The sequence below is a fragment of the Peteryoungia aggregata LMG 23059 genome (genome assembly GCF_030814435.1).
In the GTDB taxonomy this organism is placed as follows: Bacteria; Pseudomonadota; Alphaproteobacteria; order Rhizobiales; family Rhizobiaceae; genus Allorhizobium; species Allorhizobium aggregatum.
In genome coordinates this window covers 72,796-90,882 of record NZ_JAUSUW010000006.1, presented here as the reverse complement: position 1 = coordinate 90,882, position 18,087 = coordinate 72,796, and the positions used below count along the sequence as shown (strand labels likewise).

The 18,087-nt window shown below is 62.2% G+C and carries 13 protein-coding genes; 3 read left to right on the top strand and 10 right to left on the bottom strand.

The features are described 5' to 3' along the window. Positions 1-151 precede the first annotated feature (151 nt). From J2045_RS11650 to J2045_RS11640, 3 genes are all read left to right on the top strand, one after another. Complete coding sequence (locus tag J2045_RS11650; protein ID WP_307372933.1) at positions 152-688, top strand: GNAT family N-acetyltransferase; 537 nt, start codon at positions 152-154, stop codon at positions 686-688. 167 nt (positions 689-855) lie between these two features. Continuing rightward, a complete protein-coding gene (locus J2045_RS11645) occupies positions 856-2,949 on the top strand; it encodes a DEAD/DEAH box helicase (RefSeq protein WP_307372931.1) in 2,094 nt (697 codons plus the stop codon). A gap of 647 nt (positions 2,950-3,596) precedes the next feature. Next, positions 3,597-4,397, top strand: a complete 801-nt coding sequence (locus J2045_RS11640; RefSeq protein WP_307372930.1) for a GGDEF domain-containing protein — start codon at positions 3,597-3,599, stop codon at positions 4,395-4,397. A gap of 2 nt (positions 4,398-4,399) precedes the next feature. On the opposite strand, the gene ligA is transcribed toward J2045_RS11640, so the two are convergent. The 10 genes from ligA to J2045_RS11590 form a co-directional block, all read right to left on the bottom strand. Continuing rightward, the gene (gene ligA / locus J2045_RS11635; RefSeq protein WP_307372929.1) at positions 4,400-6,556 is read right to left on the bottom strand and encodes an NAD-dependent DNA ligase LigA; all 2,157 of its coding nucleotides are present in this window, start codon (positions 6,554-6,556) and stop codon (positions 4,400-4,402) included. Positions 6,557-6,619: 63 nt separating this feature from the next. Further along, positions 6,620-7,432 (bottom strand): endonuclease/exonuclease/phosphatase family protein, encoded by an 813-nt coding sequence (locus J2045_RS11630; RefSeq protein ID WP_307373312.1) that lies wholly within the window; start codon positions 7,430-7,432, stop codon positions 6,620-6,622. A 79-nt stretch (positions 7,433-7,511) separates the two neighbouring features. Further along, positions 7,512-8,960 (bottom strand): cardiolipin synthase, encoded by a 1,449-nt coding sequence (cls, locus tag J2045_RS11625; protein WP_307372928.1) that lies wholly within the window; start codon positions 8,958-8,960, stop codon positions 7,512-7,514. Between the two features lie 58 nt (positions 8,961-9,018). After that, positions 9,019-10,692: a DNA repair protein RecN gene (gene recN / locus J2045_RS11620; RefSeq protein ID WP_307372927.1), complete on the bottom strand. Its 1,674-nt coding sequence runs from the start codon at positions 10,690-10,692 to the stop codon at positions 9,019-9,021. A 33-nt stretch (positions 10,693-10,725) separates the two neighbouring features. Beyond that, entirely contained in the window at positions 10,726-11,532 is an 807-nt protein-coding gene (locus J2045_RS11615; RefSeq protein WP_370873106.1) for an outer membrane protein assembly factor BamD, read from the bottom strand. Positions 11,533-11,814: 282 nt separating this feature from the next. Continuing rightward, a complete protein-coding gene (gene lpxC / locus J2045_RS11610; protein ID WP_307372925.1) occupies positions 11,815-12,771 on the bottom strand; it encodes a UDP-3-O-acyl-N-acetylglucosamine deacetylase in 957 nt (318 codons plus the stop codon). Positions 12,772-13,032: 261 nt separating this feature from the next. Beyond that, positions 13,033-14,778, bottom strand: coding sequence for a cell division protein FtsZ (ftsZ, locus tag J2045_RS11605; RefSeq protein ID WP_307372924.1), 1,746 nt, complete (start codon positions 14,776-14,778; stop codon positions 13,033-13,035). 96 nt (positions 14,779-14,874) lie between these two features. After that, positions 14,875-16,206 (bottom strand): cell division protein FtsA, encoded by a 1,332-nt coding sequence (gene ftsA, locus J2045_RS11600; protein WP_166602307.1) that lies wholly within the window; start codon positions 16,204-16,206, stop codon positions 14,875-14,877. Next, the gene (locus J2045_RS11595) at positions 16,203-17,135 is read right to left on the bottom strand and encodes a cell division protein FtsQ/DivIB (RefSeq protein WP_370873093.1); all 933 of its coding nucleotides are present in this window, start codon (positions 17,133-17,135) and stop codon (positions 16,203-16,205) included. Before J2045_RS11595 ends, ftsA begins: the two co-directional genes overlap by 4 nt. Next, a complete protein-coding gene (locus J2045_RS11590; RefSeq protein WP_307373307.1) occupies positions 17,123-18,049 on the bottom strand; it encodes a D-alanine--D-alanine ligase in 927 nt (308 codons plus the stop codon). Before J2045_RS11590 ends, J2045_RS11595 begins: the two co-directional genes overlap by 13 nt. Between the last annotated feature and the right edge of the window lie 38 nt (positions 18,050-18,087).

The following is an 18,087-nucleotide window of genomic DNA, read 5'->3' as shown; positions in this document are numbered from 1 at the left end:
CGCGACAAGCACGATGACCCTTCACGTGGTCACCCCTTCTGTGGGTGTCCGGGACAGGTCGCGTCGATAACAGACGAACGAGATACCCGGATTGCCCTGCGGTCGAGCAGGCTCCGGAACCCGCTCTCCCGCGACATCAAGGAGAGCCAGAATGCCACAGCCCAATTCCATTTCCGCAATCACCAGCAAACCATGGCCGAACGGCCTCCTGATCCGTGCCAGATCGCTGGCAGATGCGCCCGGGATCACCGCGCTGCACAATCTGCCAGGCTACCGATGGGGAACCATGCGCCTTCCCTATCATGGCGTCGAAGAGATCACGCGCGGCATCGAACAGCAGGCAAGCGGGGTGACGGGCCTTGTGGCATTCCTGGATGGCACGATCGTCGGTGATCTCGGTTTGCAGCCCGCGAAGGGCCGTCGCGCCCATGCCGGCACGATCGGCATGGGCGTGCATGACAACTTTACGCGTCGCGGCATTGGACGTGCCTTGCTGGGTGAAGCGATTGCCATGGCCGATGACTGGTTGAATCTCCGACGCCTCGAACTCACCGTCTATACCGACAACGCGGCCGCCATCAGTCTTTATCAGAGCTTCGGCTTCCAGATCGAGGGCACCATGACTGACTATGCCTATCGTGCCGGTCAGTATGTTGATGCCTTCACCATGGCACGACTTCGCCGGTGACGGCGCAAGGCGAGCTTGCCTCGCCTTGCCTTCACCATAAGACGCCTTTTCCTCGCGTCCCCCTCGACTTTCCGGGTCTGTGCGAGTAGGAACAGCGCCAACATACCCGCAATCGGCGGGCGCGGTGCTTTGGCCCGCATCATCCATCACATTCGAAAGACCAATTCATGACTGATTTTGACGCCATCGTCCCGGCGATCGCTGAGGCCTTGCGCAAGCGCGGGTACGAGACCCTCACCCCCGTGCAGCAGGCGATGATCGACCCTGACCTTCAAGGTCGCGATGCGCTCGTCTCAGCCCAGACCGGCTCCGGCAAGACCGTTGCCTTCGGCCTTGCCATGGCCCCGACGCTGCTGCCGGAAGGCGGTCGCTTCGAGCGCGCCGGCGCACCGCTGGCGCTCGCCATTGCCCCGACCCGCGAACTGGCCATGCAGGTCATGCGCGAACTGGAATGGCTCTATGCCGAGACCGGCGCCATCATCGGCTCCTGCGTCGGCGGCATGGACATCCGCAACGAGCGCCGTGCGCTGGAGCGCGGTGCCCATATCATCGTCGGCACGCCCGGCCGTCTGCGCGATCACATCACCCGCCGCGCACTCGATCTTTCCCAGATGCGCGTCGTCGTGCTCGACGAAGCCGACGAAATGCTCGACCTCGGTTTCCGCGAGGATCTCGAATTCATCCTCGAAGAATCGCCGGAAGACCGTCGCACGCTGATGTTCTCGGCAACTGTGCCGCGTTCCATCGCCGATCTTGCCAAGAGCTACCAGCGCGACGCCCGCCGCATCGAGACGGTGTCGGAGCAGAAGCAGCACGTCGACATCGAATACCGCGCGCTTGCCGTCGCGAACCCCGACCGCGAAAACGCGATCATCAACGTGCTTCGCTACTACGAAGCCCGCAATGCGATCGTCTTTTGCTCGACCCGCGCTGCGGTCAATCATTTGACATCCCGCCTGCACAATCGCGGCTTCTCGGTCGTCGCCCTTTCTGGCGAACTGTCGCAGAACGAACGCACCCACGCGCTGCAGGCCATGCGCGATGGTCGCGCCCGCGTCTGTATCGCAACAGACGTTGCCGCCCGCGGCATCGACCTGCCCGGCCTCGAGCTGGTCATCCACGCGGATCTCCCGACCAATTCCGAAACCCTGCTGCACCGTTCGGGCCGCACGGGCCGCGCCGGCAACAAGGGTGTCTCGGCGCTCATCGTGCCGAACAGTGCCCGCCGCAAGGCCGAGCGCCTGCTCGGTGGTGCCAATGTCCGCCCGACCTGGGCGCTGCCGCCGTCTGCCGACGAAGTTCAGGCGCGCGACGACGAACGCCTGATGGGCGATCCCTCGCTGACCGAAGTCATCACCGAAGACGAAGCGCCGATGATCGCATCGTTGATCGCGACCCACGGCGCCGAACAGGTGGCCGCCGCCTTCCTGCGCCTGCAGCGTGGCAAGCGTTCGGCACCCGAAGACCTGATCCCTGTCAGCCTGGAAGCCGGCAAGGCCCGCAAGGAACCTGACTACGCCAACTCGTCGAATTCCGCGACCAAGCCGCGCGGCGATTTCGGCGCAAGCGTCTGGTTCTCCGTCTCTGTCGGCCGTCGGCAGAATGCCGAGCCGCGCTGGCTGATCCCGATGCTCTGCCGCAACGGCAACATCACCAAGAACGAGATCGGCGCCATCAAGATGCAGCCGGAGGAAACCTTCGTCGAGATCGCCGCAAGCGCCCTCGACACCTTCCTCGGCGCGCTCGGCCCCAACAAGGCGATGGAACGCGGCATCACGCTCGCCCAGCTGCCGGGCATGCCGGACTTCGGCGCACCGCCGAAGGAACGTGCCCCCCGCCCGCCGCGCGAGGAAGGTGATCGCAAGCCTTTCGGTGAAAAGAAGGCTTATGGCGACAAGAAGCCTTTCGGGGACAAGAAGCCCTTTGGCGATAAAAAGCCTTTCGGCGACAAGAAGCCCTATGCCCGCAAGGACGATGCTCCCGCTCGCCCGCGCGATGCCATGGCCGTGACGGATGCCGACGTCTGGGGCGACACAGCTGCTGCAAAGGCGAAGCGCAACGACTGGAGCGACGACAAGCCTGCTTTCAAGAAGAAGCCGAAGGGCGCGTCCAACGCCTGGGACAAGCCGGCCAAGCCCGAGTGGACGGGCAAGCCGAAGGGCGACAAGCCGGCCTTTGCCGGCAAGCCCAAGGGCAAGTTCGACGACCGTGGTCCAGCCGCCGGTGGCCCGAAGAAGAAAAGTTTCAAGCCGAAGGGCTGATCGGGACCGCCCATCCGGCGAGCTTTTACACACCGGCGCGACGGCCCCATCGGCCGTCGCCCTTGAGCCTCGGCGAAGGAAACAAAAGCCCTTCCTTGCGCCTTGTGTCCGCACACCAGGAAAGCATGATGGTCGCCCCGGGCTGAGCCCGTTGCTGTTCGCCATCGCATGCGGCGCACCTTTGGTGCTTTAGGCTGAAGTGGCCTCAATCAAGCGACCCCAGACCCGCATGGCCTATCGTGATCGCCCTCCTCAACGCGGCCGGAGCGGTCACGCGCGACGGGTCTTGTTTCATTGACATCCCAGACAGTACAGGCAGTGGTTGAAACCGTCATTCTTCACGTAGCCGTGAACGTGCCGGATTGGCACGGGCAACCCTGCAATCCTGGGTTTTGAATTCATCGAAACTTAATTTATAAGGGACTAGAACTAATATATGTCTTGTTGTTCCCTTTACGGCAGAAGTTGCACTCGTCACAGTGACGTAAAGCGATGTTTGAATGCGGGAGCGGCGAGAACTCACGATTGCGAGACCGGCGGCTGATCCTTTCAGCTCGTTCTTCGAAGTCATCATTTCAAGTCATATTACGTGGCCGGGACGAATGTTGAAGAAACAAATTGAGGCTTGGGTTATCCGTGACATTGGATTGACGGAGTTCGACAACTGGGACCCCGTACTTCGCTTTGCCACGCGCCTGTCAGTCCGGATTTCCATTATCGCCTGTCTTATGGTCGCAGGCCTTCTCATCCTGCTGCATGGTTTCGGTCTCCTGCTCAATCCGCTGATGCGCGATATCGCGATCGGCTGCGGCATTACCCTGATCGTATCCTTCAGCCTGACGATGCTGAGTTCGATGTATATGGGCTACGCCGTGATCCATCTTGCTCGCACCCGGCTCGAATTTCAGCAAATGAGCCGTACGGACATGCTGTCCGGCCTGCTCAACCGGCGGGCTTTCATCGAGGACCTGTCTCAGGTCGAGAGGGGCCATCTGCTCGTTATCGACATTGACCGTTTCAAGCAGATCAATGACCGCTACGGTCATCTGGCAGGTGACGACGTGATCGTCTCGGTCGCCACGACACTGAGAGAAGTTGTCGGCCCGCCGCATCTCATCGCCCGCATCGGCGGCGAGGAATTTGCCATTCTGTTCCGCGAAACGGAATTCGCCGAAGTCATTGCGCTTTCCGAAAGGCTGCGGCGCACCGTGGCCAACCGTCTGGTCGATTCCGTCCAGCAATCGATTGCCGTGACCGTCTCCGGCGGGCTCGCTGACATCACCCCGATCCGCGACTTCTCGGCCGTCTACGCGGCCGCCGATCGGGCCCTTTATGTCGCAAAATCATCGGGCCGCAATCGCCTGGTCCACGAGCGTGACCTGCCGCGCACAGCCCATGTCGAACCATCGATCATCGACATCCCCGACGCCGCGATCAGCGCGGCGTGATGTCACCCTCCAATGAGAGTGAGCCACTCGTCTTCGGTCATGACGTTCACGCCGAGTTCGCGAGCCTTGTCGAGTTTGGATCCGGCCCCGGGTCCTGCCACCACATAGTCTGTCTTCTTCGACACTGAACCAGCCACCTTGGCACCCAGCCCCTCAGCGCGGGCCTTGGCTTCGTCGCGGGTGAACCGCTCCAGAGAGCCGGTAAAGACGACGGTCTTGCCGGCGACAGGACTATCGCTCGCGACAGGTGCCTCGGCATCCAGCGGCTTCACTTCATCGAGGAGCCTCTGCACGACCTCCAGGTTGCGCGGCTCCTTGAAGAACTCGACGATCGACGCTGCGACGACTTCGCCGATGCCCTCGATGCTGTTCAACTCGTTCCAGGCCTCGCCGAACTTCGGTGCGGCCGTCTGCATGGCCTCAGAGAACACCGCATAGCTGCCATAAGAGCGGGCAAGCAGTTTCGCCGTCGTCTCGCCCACATGGCGGATGCCGAGCGCGAAGATGAAACGGTTGAGGGCGATCTCGCGTCGCGCATCAATGGCATCGAACAGCTTGCGCACGCTGACCCGCCCGAAGCCCTCGATGTTTTCCAGCTTGGTCAGCGACCGATCCTGCCGCGCCTTGAGGGTGAAGATATCGGGCGCAGTGCGGATCATCAGAGCCGGGTCATCGCTTTCGAAGAAGAAGTCGACCTGCTTAGTGCCGAGTCCTTCGATGTCGAAGGCATTCCGCGAGACAAAGTGCTTGATGTGTTCGACCGCCTGCGCCCGGCAGACAAAACCACCGGTGCAGCGAGTGACGGAATCGAGCTTGCCTGTCTTCTCGTTCTTTTCCCTGACCGCATGACTGCCGCACACCGGGCAGGTCTTCGGAAACACATAAGGCGCGGCGGTTGGCGGTCGCTTCTCCAGCACCACATCGAGTACCTGCGGAATGACGTCGCCGGCCCGCTGGACGATGACCGTATCGCCGATCCGGATATCGTGCGCCTCAGGCCGGATCCGATCGCCGGAATTGCCGATGCCCTTGATATAGTCCTCGTTGTGCAGTGTCGCATTGGTGACCACCACACCTCCGACCGTGATCGGCGTCAGACGGGCCACCGGCGTCAGCGCTCCGGTCCGGCCCACCTGGATGTCGATGGTCTCGACCGTGGTGAAGGCCTGCTCCGCCGGGAATTTGTGGGCCGTCGCCCAGCGCGGCGAACGCGAGCGAAAACCGAGGCGTGCCTGGAGATCGAGCCGGTCGACCTTGTAGACGACGCCGTCGATGTCATAGTCCAGATCCGGCCGCTGCAACCCGATCTCGCGGTAGTGGTCGAGGATGGACTCGATGGAAGTAAGCCGCCGCGTCAACGGATTGACGGGAAAGCCCCAGGCTTCGAAGACCTTGACCATCCCCCACTGCGTCTCGGCCGGCATCTGGCTCATCTCGCCCCAGGCATAGGCGAAGAACCGCAGATTACGGCTTGCCGTGACCTTCGCGTCGAGCTGGCGCAGCGAGCCGGACGCCGTGTTGCGCGGGTTCACATAGGTCTGCTTGCCCTCTGCTTCCATCTGCGCATTGAGCGCCATGAAGTCGGATTTGGCCATGTAGACTTCGCCGCGCACCTCGACGACATCAGGAGCATCGCCGGGAAGCTCGGTCGGGATATCCTTGATCGTCAGAATGTTCGCTGTGACGTTTTCGCCCGTCGTGCCGTCGCCGCGGGTCGCCGCCGTCACCAGCCTCCGGTTCTCGTAGCGCAAAGACATCGAAAGCCCGTCGATCTTTGGCTCGGCGGTAAAGGCGATCGAATTGTCCGGCATCTGGCCAAGGAAGCGATAGACGGAGGCGACGAAGTCCTGGACGTCCTCGTCGGAAAAGGTGTTGTCCAGCGACAGCATCGGCCGGGCATGCGTGACCTGGGCAAAGATCCCCGCCGGTGCGGCACCCACCCGCTGCGACGGGCTGTCGGTCCGCACCAGTTGCGGAAACTGCGCCTCTATCGCATCGTTCCGGCGCTTCAGCGCGTCGTATTCCGCATCAGAGATCTCCGGCTTGTCCTTGCCATGGTAGAGCGCATCGTGATGGGCGATCTCGGCCGCAAGACGCTGCAGCTCGGCTGTCGCCTGCTCCTCGGTCAGGGTTTCGACGGGAATGATGTCAACGGCCATGGCAATCTCCGGAAATCTTCAGTCGGGTTTAGCGGAAAACTGGCGAATGAAAAGAGCGGGAGATCAGTCCTCCACCTTGCTCAGGTCAAGCCGCGCCGTGAGTGGCAGATGGTCGGAGGCGCGGCGGGCGAGCAGCGTGTCGTGGACCGTGAGATCGGCAATCAGGCCGGATCGGTTTGCCATGATCCGGTCCAGCGAAAGCACCGGCAACCGTGCGGGAAAGCTCGGAATCGGTGGTGGCAGTGGCCCAAACACCGGTTCCAGCCGCGTCAGCGCCGAGCCCGGCCCCAGCCGCCATTCGTTGAAGTCTCCCATCAGCAGGGTCGGGCGCTCGTCCCGGCTCTGCAGTAGTTCGAGGATCACATCCGCCTGCTGGCGTCGCGCCCAGCGCAACAGACCGAGATGCGCGGCAATGACACGCAGGCCCGCCCTGCCCTCGAGATCGATCTCGGCCACCAGCGCGCCCCGCGGCTCAAGACCTGGCAGAGCCACCTGGTGCACGTCCCGGACGATTCCTTCGCGAAACAGCAGCACGTTGCCGCGCCATCCATGCGACTTCGGCCCGGCGAGGACAGGCACGGGCAGCAGACCCGTTTCGAGCCTGAGGCGGTTGAGGTCGAGCAGGCCGGAGCGCTCACCGAACCGCTGGTCGGCCTCCTGAAGCGCAATCACGTCAGGGCCGATCTCACGGATGACGTCGATGATCCGTTCCGGGTCGAAGCGGCCGTCCGTGCCAACGCATTTATGCACATTGTAGGAGGCAACCGTCATCACGCGGTCGCCGCCTTCCGGCGCGGTCCACGCCCCCGGACGCCAATGCCGATTGCGGATGGAGGCCACCATCGTGCGCGCCAGGCTGGGCTTGTGCTTTTTCATCACGCCAGTAGCATCCGTCTTCTTTTCGGCCGCAGGCCAGTCGGGTCATGCGCACCCCGCCGCGACGGGCACGCCTTGGTCAAAGATAGGGCGAGCCGAGCCAGAACAAGCGGTCGACGAGCCGGTTCGGCAGGGAGCGCGATTTGAGATCGTGAAGCGTCAACGCCTGGGCCGAAGAGAGTGTGGCATCAATCTTGTCCTCAATCTGCTCGGCCAGGTCCCGGTCATAGACTTCAAGGTCGATTTCGAAATTCAGTCGCAGCGAACGCGAATCGAGATTGGACGATCCGATGAAGCACCACTGGCGATCGATGACCATCAGTTTGGAATGATCGAAGGGACCGGTCGACAAATGGACGTGGCAGCCCTCCCGCAGAATCTGGTCGAACTGTCCCATCATCGCCCGCGCCACGATCGCCAGATTGTTCTGCGATGGCACGATCACATCCACCTGCACGCCACGCCGTGCCGCCGTGTTGAGGGCCGCAATGAAAGTGGTATCCGGCAGGAAATAGGGCGAGACGATCCGGATCGAGCGCTCCGCAACGGAAAACGCGCCAAGCAGAAGCTTGTGATTCGTCTCCACATGCGTATCCGGCCCGGAGACCACGGCGCGGATCGACGTCCCCGCCCCCGGAACCGCTTCGTCCAGCCGAACGCGCCATTCGGGGCCCAGAAGAACCTCGTCTCTCTCGAAATGCCAGTCTTCCGCAGCCACAGCCAGGATGTCAGCCACCACGGGCCCGGTCACTCGAAAATGCGTGTCGCGGGCGGCGTCCGGGCCAATGAACCCGGCACGAATGTTCATGCCGCCGACAAAGGCAACGGTCCCGTCGACCACAAGGATCTTCCGGTGTGTGCGCAGATTGGCATAAGGCAGCCTCAACCCCATGATGACCTGGCCGTTGAAGACAGCAACAGGGACACCACCCTCTTCCAGCCGCCCGATGATGCTTGGCACGCTATAGCGCGCGCCAACCGCGTCCACGATCACCCGCACGGCGACGCCGCGCCTGTGTGCGGCGATCAGGCACTCGGCGATCCTCAGACCGACAGTGTCGCGATCGAAGATGTAGGTCTCAAGGATGATGCTGTACTCGGCCGCATCGATCGCCTGGCACATCGCATCGAAGGTCTCCTCGCCGGTGGTCAGCATCGTGATTCGATTGCCGGACGACAATGGATGCCGCGTGACCTTGTCCCCGAGCAGCTTCATCTGGCCAAAACGGCTGCCGAACTGCGCGGCAACGTTTTCACGGCTGACCGCAAACAGCGACAGGCTGCGCCAGATGTCGTCGAGCTCGAGCGCCCGCCTGGAAATGAGAGTTGCCCGCCGGATCCGGTTGATCCCGGCCACCGCATAGATCATTGCCCCGACCAGAGGCGAGAGGATGATCACCCCGACCCAGCCGAGCGCAGAACGAACCTCCCGCTTGGTCATCGCAGCATGGGTTGCCGCCACCGTGCCGAAAACCACGGAGAGCACGGCGAGGGTCTCGGCCCAATAGATCTGGATCAGCTCCAACATGACGCCGCAACGAAACAGGTTTCAGGTTGGAAGGCAACGTCTGCCGGGGGCAAGAGGTTCACTCGCCGGCTGTCAGCAGTTTTGCGGCAGCCGCACGCGCCTCGTCGGTGACCGAGGCACCGGCCAGCATGCGCGCGATCTCTTCCTTCCGATGCTCCGGCTCCATGATCGCAACCCGCGTTGCGATCTTGTCGCCGGCATCGCCCGTGGGGCCCTTGGAAATCAGGAAATGCGTCGAGGCCCGTGCGGCGACCTGCGGTGCATGGGTGACCGACAGCACCTGGACTTTCGCCGCCAGCCGCTTCAGGCGCTGCCCGATCGCATCGGCGACAGCCCCGCCCACGCCTGTATCGATCTCGTCGAAGACGAGCGTCGGCGCCGATCCCCGGTCGGCAAGCGCCACCTTGAGTGCCAGCAGGAAACGGGACAGCTCACCACCCGAGGCGACCTTCATGATCGGCCCCGGCCTGGTGCCGGGATTGGTCTGAACGTGGAATTCCACAGTATCGATACCATCGGCGGTCGCATTCTCGGGATTGGCAGCCACGTCCACCATGAAGCGTGCCCGCTCCAGCTTCAGGGCCGGCAGCTCCTGCATGACGGCATCCGCCAGCGCCTGGGCAGCGTTGCGCCGCTTTTCAGACAGCTGCAGCGCCAGATGATCGTAATGCGCCTTCGTCTCGCTGACGGCCGCTTCGAGCTGGCCAAGACGCTCCTCGCCGGCATCGAGATCGGCAAGGTCGGCAACCATCTTCTCCGCGAGAGCCGGCAGGTCGACAACGGCCACAGAGTATTTGCGCGCGGCGGCCCTGAGAGCGAACAACCGCTCCTCGACACGCTCCAGTTCGTGCGGATCGAATTCGGTGCGGCGAAGCGCCGCCTCCACTTCCATCTGTGCGGCAGACAGCGTGTCCAGAGCCGAGCCCAGAAGCTGCACGGTCTCTTCCAGAAGCCCCGGAGCCTCATGGCTCTTGCGCTCCAGCCGGCGCATCAATGACGCGATATGGGGCACCGGCGAGGCGTTGCCGTTCAGGAATTCGGACGCTTCTGCGATATCACCCGCAATGCGCTCGGACTTCTGCATGCGCGAGCGACGCTCGGCAAGTTCGTCCTCCTCGCCGTCGAGCGGAGAAAGCGCCTCCAGTTCCTCGACCGAGGCACGCAGATAGTCCGCCTCGCGCGCCGCAGCCTCGACCTTGGCCTTGTGCGTCTTGAAAGCCCGCTCCGCATCCCGCCATCGACGATAGCTTTCGCCAAGCGCGACGGCCTCGTCGGTAAGACCCGCAAAGGCATCGAGCAGCATGCGATGGGCGTCGGTATCGATCAGCGCCCGATCGTCGTGCTGGCCATGGATCTCGACGAGCAATTGCCCGACCTGCCGCATCAGCTGCACGCTCACCGGCTGGTCGTTGATATAGGCGCGGGTGCGGCCATCGGCAGACTGGATGCGGCGGAAGATGAGATCACCGTCATCATCGACGCCATTGCCCTTCAGAAGCGTCCGGGCGGGATGACTGGTGCCGACGTCAAAGACCGCCGTCACCTGCCCCTTGTCTTCGCCATGACGCACGAGCGAACCGTCACCTCGACCACCGAGGGCGAGCGACAGACTGTCGAGCAGGATGGATTTGCCAGCGCCCGTTTCGCCCGTGAGCACGGAAAGGCCCGTCTCGAAGGCAAGATCCAGCCGCTCGATCAGAACGATATCGCGGATCGACAGCTGGACAAGCATGAGCTCAGGATCTCACTTCGTGACGAGGGACCATCAGGTCCCGATCAGCAGTCTGCGACCGGCACGCGTGATCCACGAACCGGCATTCTCGCGCGGCTCAAGACCGCCACGCTGCAGCAGTTTGTAGGAGTCGGAATACCACTGGCTGTCGGGATAGTTATGCCCGAGCACGGCCGCAGCCGCCTGGGCTTCCGAGACGACGCCCATCGCGAAATACGACTCAACGAGGCGTGCCAGCGCTTCCTCGATCTGGTTGGTGTTCGGATACTGCTCCACGACGACGCGGAAACGCGAGATCGCAGCGAGGTATTCCTTGCGTTCCAGGTAATAGCGGCCGACCTGCATTTCCTTGCCGGCCAACTGGTCACGGGCGAAGCGGATCTTCGCCTGCGCATCATCAACATATTCCGAATCGGGGAATTCGTTGACCACGCGCTGCATGGCTTCGATCGTCTTGACCGAATTGCGCTGGTCCTGTGTGACGTTGGAAATCTGCTTCCAGTGCGAAAGGCCCACGAGATACTGAGCGTAAGCCGCATCCTCCGACTTCGGATAGAGGCTCATGTAACGGTTGCCGGTAGAGATCGCATCGGCGTATCGGCCCAGACGATACTTGGTGAAGGTGCTCATCACGAGCGCCTTGCGCGACCACTCGGAGAACGGGTTCTGTGCATCGACCGCATCGAACTTGCGGGACGCTTCGCTCATATTGCCTGCCTTGATATTGGCGAGGCCCTGATTGTAGAGCACTTCCGGCGGCTCAGTCTCGGCAGCGAGCTTGCTGATGTCGATATCCGGATCCGACTGGCACCCGGCAAGCACGACGCCCACAGACATCATCACGCACAGGCCTGCAATACGCGCGGCTTTCTTCACAACGACCGATCCCACATGATTCATTCGAAAGATCCCGATTGCAGCGCCGCTTGAAAACCGTCGCCTTCAACTGGCGTTTCTAGCCACAAAAGCGGCACTAGGGCAACGCAGTGATGTGACTTTAACGCATTTTTGTGGCGAGGCGCCCAGAAAGTACCACTCCCCGCCCCGATGCCCCGATCAAACGAAAAACGCCGGCCCTCACACGGATGCCGGCGTTCCAACTGGACATGCTCCACTCGGCAGTCAAGCCGACCAGGGAGCGAACTCCGAAACCTGGACGGGAACGAACTCCCGCGCACGAACCTGATGGCTCCGGCTAGGCGCCTCCACGACCTCATAAGCCGTCGGATCGCTCAGAAGCGCCTTCAGCGCATTGGCGTTCATCTTGTGACCACCACGATAGGAACGGTAGCAACCGATGAACTGTGCTCCGGCAAGCGCAAGATCGCCCACGGCGTCGAGCGTCTTGTGGCGGACGAATTCGTCCTTCTCGTAGCGCAGGCCTTCGACATTGATGACCGTATCGTCGTCGGAGATCACGACGGAATTTTCAAGCGAGGAGCCAAGGGCGAAGCCGGCAGCCCACAGACGCTCCACGTCGCGCATGAAGCCGAACGTGCGTGCGCGCGACAGTTCGTTCTTGAAGGTCTCAGCCGTGAGGTCCCCTTCCCACTTCTGCCGCCCGATCAACTGGCTGTCGAAGTCGATTTCGACCTCGAAGCGCGTGCCGTCATAGGGGAGGAATTCAGACCAGGATGCACCCGATTCGATGCGAACCGGCTTGATGACGCGAATGTAGCGGCGCTTGACGCCAAGATTGGTGATACCCACCTGCTCGATGGCATCGATGAACACTTCGGAGCTGCCGTCCATGATCGGCATTTCCGCACCGTCGACTTCGACAATCAGATTGTCGAGGCCCAGCGCATAAATGGCGGCCATGACATGTTCGATCGTCGCGATCGACCGCGCCGGATTGGTACCAAGCACGGTGCACAGATCGGTATTGCCCACATGCGCGGACACCGCGCGATATTCGCTGGTGGAGCCGTCGTCATGCTGACGGAGGAACAAGACGCCCGTCCCGGCCTCTGCCGGCTGGAAGGTGATTGACACCTCTCGACCGGAATGGACCCCGATGCCCGTCAGCGTGAGCGGCGCTGCGATCGTGGTCTGAAATCCGAGCAAAGCAATTGCCATTCCGAGTAGCCTTGAACTGCGGCGACGGTGCGGTGGATCGAAGAGTAACCGTCGCAAATCTGCTGTGAAAGGCCTGAAAGCCCTGTTCCGGTTCCATACATACGTGCGGAGCCCATTCTAGCCAAATCACTGATTCTTTCGCTTTGTAACGAAGCCAGACCATTGAATAACATCAAGAAAAACTGACTGCGAAACAATCCGTCAAAAGCAGAAAACCCGGATCCTTCGATCCGGGTTTTCACAGTGAGTCGGTTCCTGCGCTCAGCTCGTCTGGCGACGAAGGAAAGCCGGGATCTCAAGCTGGTCATCCTCGCTCGTTGCCCGTGCCGGCGTTGCGCGACCATGGTCGTCGAGCTGGCCGCGACGCGGAGCGTAGAGGCTGGCTTCAGCAGACAGCGGACGGCGCTGCTGCGAGGCGGCAGCCGGTGCGGAACCGGTCATGTCACCCATCACCTGTTCGTCTTCAGCCTGACGACCGAGCGAGTTGGTGATGCGCTTCAGGAGACCCATCGGGCCACGCTCGTCCTGGACAGCCGGAGCTGCAGGCTGGGCGCGGTGGTCGATTTCCGCGCGCAGCACCGGCGGGAAGTCCTCGACCTTCGGCATGCGGACCGGTTCAGCGGCCATGCGGGGTTCAGCTGCGACAGGTGCCGGCGCAATGGGCGCCTGCATGACGGGAGCGGGCTGCTGCATGACCGGAGCAGGCTGGCTCATGACCGGGGCCGGAGCAACCGGCTGCATCATCTGCGGAGCGGGAATTGTTTCCGGAGCCGGCGAGGCGAACAAACGGCTTGCCGGGCGGAAATCCTGCTGCGGAGCAGCCTGCGGCTGGCTCAGCGGCTGGCGGGCAACGGCGATCTCGAGTTCGCGTTCCATGGCTGCTTCAGCCGAACGAATGGTGTCTGCGACCGGATCCATGGTCGGCTTGGGGGCCTGCGTCATTGCAGGCTGATATGCGGCCGGTGCCGGAGCAACGGCCGCGGAGGAACGCATAGCGGGCTTTGCCAGGGGAGCCGCTTCGAAGCCCTTCGAGGCGAGAGCGGCACGGTCGATGCCGGTGGCGACAACCGACACGCGGATGATGCCTTCGAGCGCTTCGTCGAAGGTAGCACCAAGGATGATGTTGGCGTCCGGATCGACTTCCTCGCGGATGCGGGTCGCGGCTTCGTCGACTTCGAACAGCGTAAGATCACGACCACCGGTGATCGAGATCAGCAGGCCCTGGGCGCCTTTCATCGAGGTCTCGTCGAGCAGCGGGTTGGCGATCGCGGCTTCTGCAGCCTGCATCGCGCGGCCATCACCGGATGCCTCGCCTGTGCCCATCATCGCACGGCCCATTTCGCGCATCACGGAGCGAACGTCCGCGAAGTCGAGGTTGATCAGGCCTTCCTTGACCATCAGGTCGGTGATGCAGGCGACACCCGAATACAGCACCTGGTCAGCCATCGCGAAAGCGTCGGCGAAAGTGGTCCGGTCATTGGCAATGCGGAAGAGATTCTGGTTCGGGATGACGATCAGCGTATCGACCGACTTTTGCAGTTCCTCGATGCCGGATTCAGCGAGACGCATGCGACGCGCGCCTTCGAAGTGGAACGGCTTGGTGACGACGCCGACGGTCAGGATACCCTTGTTGCGAGCGGCCTGAGCGACGACAGGAGCAGCACCGGTACCAGTGCCACCGCCCATGCCGGCGGTAACGAAGCACATGTGGGTCCCGTTGAGATGGTCGATGATCTCGTCGATGCACTCTTCAGCGGCGGCACGACCGACTTCCGGCTGCGAGCCGGCGCCGAGGCCTTCGGTGACATTGACGCCGAGCTGGATGATGCGCTCGGCCTTGGTCATGGTCAGCGCCTGGGCATCCGTGTTGGCGACGACGAAATCGACGCCCTGCAGACCAGCGGTGATCATGTTGTTGACGGCATTGCCGCCACCGCCACCGACACCGAAGACGGTGATGCGTGGCTTCAGCTCAGTGATATCTGGCTTCTGCAGCTTGATGGTCATGGTACCCGTTCCTTCTTTTTCCGGCCGCATCGCCAAGCCGGCCATGTCATTTCAACAGATTTCCCTTGGCCGAACCTTGTGTCCGGCCGGGTGAACTCAAAAACTCTCTTTCAGCCATTGGCCCATGCGGGCGAAGCGGCTGTTTCCGTTGCCGAAGGGCGAGAACAAACCGCCCTGCCCGGCATGTGTTTCCTGATCCGCCATCTGCGGATAGATCGTCAGGCCGACGGCCGTCGAAAAGGCCGGTCCCTTGGCCGCAGCCGGAAGACCCGACACCCCCATCGGACGACCGATACGCACGTTCCGGGCCAGAATGCGGCGCGCCGCCTCCGGCATGCCGGTCAGCTGGCACGCACCACCCGTCAGAACCACGCGCTTGCCGACGACAGGCGAAAAGCCAGACTTCTGGATCCGGTCGCGCAGCATTTCGAGGGTTTCCTCGATCCGCGCGCTGATGATCCGGGTCAGCAGCGCCTTGGGAACCTGCGTCGGCTGATCACGGTCGTCCTCGCCGATCGGCGGAACCGACACGAGTTCGCGATCGTCAGCGCCATTGGCGACAGCCGAACCGTGAACGACCTTCAGACGTTCTGCATCCTCGATACGGGTAGAAAGCCCGCGCGCCAGATCGGTCGTCACATGGTGACCGCCGATCCCGATGGCGTCCGTATGGATCAGCTTGCCTTCCGCGAAGACAGAGATGGTGGTCATGCCACCGCCCATGTCGATCGCCGCGCAACCGAGTTCCACCTCGTCATCGACCAGGGCAGCAAGGCCACTGGCGTAAGGCGTGGCAACCACACCCTCGACGGTCAGGTGGGCCCTGTTGATGCAGAGCTCCAGATTGCGAAGCGCTGCACGTTCGGCCGTGACCACATGCATGTCGACGCCGAGAACGTCGCCATACATTCCAAGGGGATCACGGATTCCCCGCTCTCCGTCAAGTGAAAAGCCCGTGGGCAGAGAATGCAGCACCGCCCTGTCGTTGCCCTGGGACTGATGACCAGCCGCGATCAGGACCTTGCGCAGATCACCGGATTCAACTTCCTGGCCACCGAGATCGATGGAAGCGGTATAGACGTCGGAACCGATGCGGCCGGCAGAGACGTTGACGATCAGGCTTTCGACGGTAAGGCCAGCCATGCGTTCTGCCGCATCGACGGCAAGACGCACGACGTTTTCGACGGCATCGAGATCGGCAATCACGCCGGACTTGATCCCATGCGAACGCTGGTGACCAAGACCGATGACCTCGACATTGTGGGTACGGCCTGGCAGCACGGCGGACTCGCGACGCGGCGTGAGACGGGCGATGATGCAGACGACCTTGGTTGAACCGATATCGAGCACCGAAACGACATGCGCCCGCTTCGAAGAAAGCGGCCTGGTGCGCGGAAGACCAAAGGAGGAGCCGCTAAAGATACTCATATCTTCTGCTCCAGCTTCTTGAGAGCCTTGCGGCGCTCCTCCAGAGCCGCCAGGCGGCGCTCCTGGGCTCCAGGCGTCAAGCGTACGGCCACACGATCTGGAAGACGCATGTCGACCATCGCGATATCCCGCGACAGCACCTGCTGCTCTTCATCAAAGCGATTGAGCAGCGCCAGGGCGCCAGCGACGTTTTCCTCAGGCAAGCGGACAACGACGCCATTGTCGAGATGAACGTCCCAGCGACGACCACCCACACGAACAAAGGCCTTCACGCGCGAGGCGATCGCAGGCCACTTGGAGAATTCTTCATCGATGGAGGCAGCCGCGGTCTCGGCATCCCGCCCGACAAACAACGGCAGAGAGGCGAACTTGTTGTCGCGCAGCGGCGCGATGACCGAACCGGACCGCTCGATCAACGAAAGGTCGCTGCCATGTTGCCAGATTGCATAGGCCTGCCGCTCGCGCAGAACGACCTCAACTGTCGACGGATAGACCTTGCGAACTTCGGCCGATTCAACCCAGGGAAGCTTCGATAGCGCAGCGCGGGCAGCCGCGATATCGAGCCCGAGAAGACTGGTCGAACCGTCAAGCCCGAGAAGCTGCAGAATGTCGATTTCCGAAGTATGCTGATTGCCGGACACCCGAACATCCTCAACGGCAAAACCCGCCGTCGAAGTGACGGCCTGCGCCACGACCGGACCGTGCCCACCAACGACGACACCATGCAGGCCGACAACACCGTAAAAGGCCGCCAGACTGACCTTGCCGAGATGGCGCGGCAAAACAATTCGACCAGAACACAGGCTGATGACGAAACGAACGACACGACGCAGCGGGCGCGGAAGCACCTTCGCCTCCGCCGAAACGACAGGCGACCCCGGATAGCCCCGGACCCCATCAGCCGATTTGTTGCCGCTCAACGAGAACAAGAAGCGTCCTCCACCATCCAACGTACGAATTCACCAAAGCTGTAGCCCGCATGGGCAGCCATTTCCGGCAACAACGAGGTGGGGGTCATGCCCGGCTGATTGTTGAGCTCCAGCCAGATCAGATCACCATCCTCGGAAAAGCGATCGTCATAGCGGAAGTCAGACCGACTCACTCCGCGACACCCGAGCGCCTGGTGTGCCTTCAGCGCCAATGATTGTATTTTTTGGTAAATTTTCGGTGAAATTTGCGCAGGAAGGACGTGCTGCGAACCACCTGCCGCATACTTGGAGTCGTAGTCGTAGAAGCTGTGCCCGAGCGGCACGATCTCTGTCACGCCCAGCACCTTGCCATCCATCACGCCACAGGTCAGCTCGCGACCGGCGACATAGCGCTCGACCATGACAACATCGCCGTAGCGCCATTCGCTTGATGTCAGGATCTGCGGCGGATGCGCCATATCTTCGCGCACAATGACGACACCGAAGCTCGACCCCTCGCGAACCGGCTTGACCACATAGGGAGGCGCCATCGGATGCGTATTGCCGATGTCGAAGCGATTGATGACCATGGCATCGGCAACCGGGATTCCCGCCTGAGCCGCCACAATCTTGGCCTGCTTCTTGTCCATCGCGAGCGCCGAAGCGAGCACGCCGGAATGCGTGTAGGGAATTTCGAGATACTCAAGAACGCCCTGAATGGTGCCGTCCTCACCAAAGGGACCATGCAGAGCATTGAAGGCGACGTCGGGCCTGAGGTCTTCAAGCACACGACCGATGTCACGACCGACATCGACGCGGGTCACCTTGAAGCCCTCACCTTCGAGAGCGGTCGCGCAGGCATTCCCCGAGGACAAGCTGACAGGCCGCTCGGAGGACAATCCACCCATCAAAACCGCCACATGCTTGCCACTCATAAACGCCTCGCAAAAATCCAAAAACCCGACCGGCAGCC

What these genes read in the sequence shown, in the direction of transcription:
- J2045_RS11650 (WP_307372933.1), top strand. Translation starts at nt 152, where the DNA reads ATGCCACAGCCCAATTCCATTTCCGCAATCACCAGCAAACCATGGCCG.
- J2045_RS11645 (WP_307372931.1), top strand. Translation starts at nt 856, where the DNA reads ATGACTGATTTTGACGCCATCGTCCCGGCGATCGCTGAGGCCTTGCGC.
- ligA (WP_307372929.1), bottom strand. Translation starts at nt 6,556, where the DNA reads ATGGCCGTTGACATCATTCCCGTCGAAACCCTGACCGAGGAGCAGGCG.
- J2045_RS11630 (WP_307373312.1), bottom strand. Translation starts at nt 7,432, where the DNA reads ATGAAAAAGCACAAGCCCAGCCTGGCGCGCACGATGGTGGCCTCCATC.
- cls (WP_307372928.1), bottom strand. Translation starts at nt 8,960, where the DNA reads ATGTTGGAGCTGATCCAGATCTATTGGGCCGAGACCCTCGCCGTGCTC.
- recN (WP_307372927.1), bottom strand. Translation starts at nt 10,692, where the DNA reads ATGCTTGTCCAGCTGTCGATCCGCGATATCGTTCTGATCGAGCGGCTG.
- J2045_RS11615 (WP_370873106.1), bottom strand. Translation starts at nt 11,532, where the DNA reads ATGATGTCTGTGGGCGTCGTGCTTGCCGGGTGCCAGTCGGATCCGGAT.
- lpxC (WP_307372925.1), bottom strand. Translation starts at nt 12,771, where the DNA reads ATGGCAATTGCTTTGCTCGGATTTCAGACCACGATCGCAGCGCCGCTC.
- ftsZ (WP_307372924.1), bottom strand. Translation starts at nt 14,778, where the DNA reads ATGACCATCAAGCTGCAGAAGCCAGATATCACTGAGCTGAAGCCACGC.
- ftsA (WP_166602307.1), bottom strand. Translation starts at nt 16,206, where the DNA reads ATGAGTATCTTTAGCGGCTCCTCCTTTGGTCTTCCGCGCACCAGGCCG.
- J2045_RS11590 (WP_307373307.1), bottom strand. Translation starts at nt 18,049, where the DNA reads ATGAGTGGCAAGCATGTGGCGGTTTTGATGGGTGGATTGTCCTCCGAG.